The 2,334-nt window shown below is 70.6% G+C and carries 2 protein-coding genes; one reads left to right on the top strand and one right to left on the bottom strand.

Translation table 11 applies throughout. The features are described from left to right. Nucleotides 1–78 precede the first annotated feature (78 nt). Nucleotides 79–1,203 carry a recombinase RecA gene (recA, locus tag ACFW2E_RS45465; RefSeq protein WP_384477656.1) on the bottom strand — a complete coding sequence of 375 codons (1,125 nt, stop codon included), beginning with the start codon at nucleotides 1,201–1,203 and terminating at the stop codon, nucleotides 79–81. A 308-nt stretch (nucleotides 1,204–1,511) separates the two neighbouring features. Here recA and ACFW2E_RS45460 point away from each other — a divergent pair, with 308 nt between their 5' ends. Continuing rightward, nucleotides 1,512–2,306: a hypothetical protein gene (locus tag ACFW2E_RS45460; RefSeq protein WP_384477653.1), complete on the top strand. Its 795-nt coding sequence runs from the start codon at nucleotides 1,512–1,514 to the stop codon at nucleotides 2,304–2,306. Nucleotides 2,307–2,334 lie beyond the last annotated feature (28 nt).

Genomic DNA, 2,334 nt, shown 5'->3' with positions numbered 1-2,334 from the left:
CTCACCCCCGTCGCCCCCTCTCCCGCGGAACGTCGAGGTGCGCGTACTCGCCCCAGTCGGTTCGTCGTGTCACGGGTCTCAGCTCTTGGCTGCGGCGGCCTTGGGCTTGGCGGCCTTGCCGGCTGCCGGGGCGGGCACCGTCTTCTCGGCGTCCGCGCCCGCGGTGACCGCCGCCGCGGCGCCCGGCTCGGCGGCGGGCTCCTCCGGTCGCACTCCGACGCCCAGCTTCTCCTTGATCTTCTTCTCGATCTCGTTGGCCAGGTCGGGGTTGTCCTTGAGGAAGTTGCGGGCGTTCTCCTTGCCCTGGCCTAGCTGGTCGCCCTCGTACGTGTACCAGGCGCCGGCCTTGCGGACGAAGCCGTGCTCCACGCCCATGTCGATCAGACCGCCCTCGCGGCTGATGCCCTGGCCGTAGAGGATGTCGAACTCGGCCTGCTTGAAGGGCGGCGCGACCTTGTTCTTCACGACCTTGCAGCGGGTGCGGTTGCCGACCGCCTCCGTGCCGTCCTTCAGGGTCTCGATGCGGCGGATGTCGATGCGCACCGAGGCGTAGAACTTCAGCGCCCGGCCACCGGTCGTGGTCTCCGGGGAGCCGAACATCACGCCGATCTTCTCGCGGAGCTGGTTGATGAAGATCGCGGTGGTCTTCGACTGGTTGAGCGCGCTGGTGATCTTCCGCAGGGCCTGGCTCATCAGACGGGCCTGCAGACCGACGTGACTGTCGCCCATCTCGCCCTCGATCTCCGCGCGCGGGACGAGCGCGGCGACGGAGTCGATGACGATGAGGTCGAGAGCGCCGGAGCGGACCAGCATGTCCACGATCTCCAGGGCCTGCTCGCCGTTGTCGGGCTGGGAGAGGATGAGGTTGTCGATGTCGACGCCGAGCTTGCGCGCGTACTCGGGGTCGAGGGCGTGCTCCGCGTCCACGAACGCGACCTGGCCGCCGGCCTTCTGCGCGTTCGCCACGGCGTGCAGGGTCAGGGTCGTCTTACCGGAGGACTCCGGGCCGTAGATCTCCACGACGCGCCCGCGCGGCAGACCGCCGACGCCGAGGGCCACGTCGAGCGCGGTCGACCCGGTCGGAATGACCTCGATGGGCTCCTTCGACCGCTCGCCCATGCGCATGACCGCGCCCTTGCCGAATTGCCGTTCAATCTGTGCGAGCGCGGCGTCGAGCGCCTTCTCGCGGTCGGTTCCTGCCATGGGTTCCACCCGGTTTGCTTGAGTCGATCGCTTCACGTCAAAGACGCTAACGCCTGCCACTGACAATGCGCCCCGACGCCGGCCCGGCCTGTGGACAACTCGGGCACTTCTCCACCTAAAACGTGTCGAAATCCCCACCGTGAGCCTCGCCTGAGCTCTTATAAGAATGGATGTTCGATTTTCATGTCAAGCGTATCCCGCCCGGTCGCTCCGGCTGCTCCGGCTGCTCCGGCTGCTCCGGGCGGCGTACGCCGGATGTCTTCGACCGGACGACGACCTCGCGGAGCGCTCCCGGGAGCCTTGGGCCCATGCGCTGGCCCCCGTTTACCCGCCCGCTGAGAAACCCGCTGCCGAACCAGAGCGCCGCCGAGCGCCTGTGTCACGCCACCGGACTGTTCCTCGTCCTGTGCGGCCTCGCCCACCTGGTCGTGTTCGCGGTCGACGGCGGCCCCTGGGACGGCCCCGTCTCCTGGCGCAAGCCCGTCACGTTCGGGCTCTCCTTCGGAGCGACGCTGATCGCCGTCACCTGGGTCACGTCGTATCTGTGCCTCGGACAGCGGCTGCGTGCCGTGCTGCTCGTCGTCTTCGCCGCCGACTGCGTGGTGGAGGTCGGCGGCATCACCCTTCAGGCGTGGCGCCGGGTGCCCTCGCACCTCGACATGGAGACCCCCTTCGACGCGGCCGTGTCGATGACGCTCGCGGTGGGCGGCGGTGTCCTCGTGGTGCTGCTCACCGTCTTCGCGGTGGCGTCCTTCCGGCACCGTCCCATGGGCCCGGCGGGCATGCCGCTGGCGGTGCGCTCCGGCTTCGCGGCGCTGCTCGTGGCGCTGGCCTCGGGCACCGCGATGATCGCCCGCGGGGTGGTGCTCACCCGGACCGGCCACCAGGAGGCGGCGTACCACTCGACGGCGCCGCTCAAGCCGCTGCACGGAGTGAGTCTGCACGCCGTCCTGGTCCTGCCGGCGCTTGCGTGGCTGCTGTCCCGCACGTCCTGGACCGCGCGGGCGCGGCGGCGGATCGTGGGGGGGGGGGGGGGGGCGCGCGGGGGGCGCCGCGGGCGCGGGGCCGGGGGGGGGGGGGGGGGGGCCGGCGGGGCGGGTTGACTAAAAAGCACCCCCCCCCCCCCAGACA

Origin of the sequence: Streptomyces sp. NPDC058964, assembly GCF_042741275.1 — a bacterium.
Taxonomy (GTDB): domain Bacteria; phylum Actinomycetota; class Actinomycetes; order Streptomycetales; family Streptomycetaceae; genus Streptomyces.
Note: the sequence above shows the minus strand (reverse complement) of the source record. Positions and strands in the feature narration are given on the sequence as shown.

Excerpts from the sequence above, each read along its gene's own strand:
- ACFW2E_RS45460 (WP_384477653.1), top strand. The coding sequence starts at position 1,512 with ATGCGCTGGCCCCCGTTTACCCGCCCGCTGAGAAACCCGCTGCCGAAC.
- recA (WP_384477656.1), bottom strand. The coding sequence starts at position 1,203 with ATGGCAGGAACCGACCGCGAGAAGGCGCTCGACGCCGCGCTCGCACAG.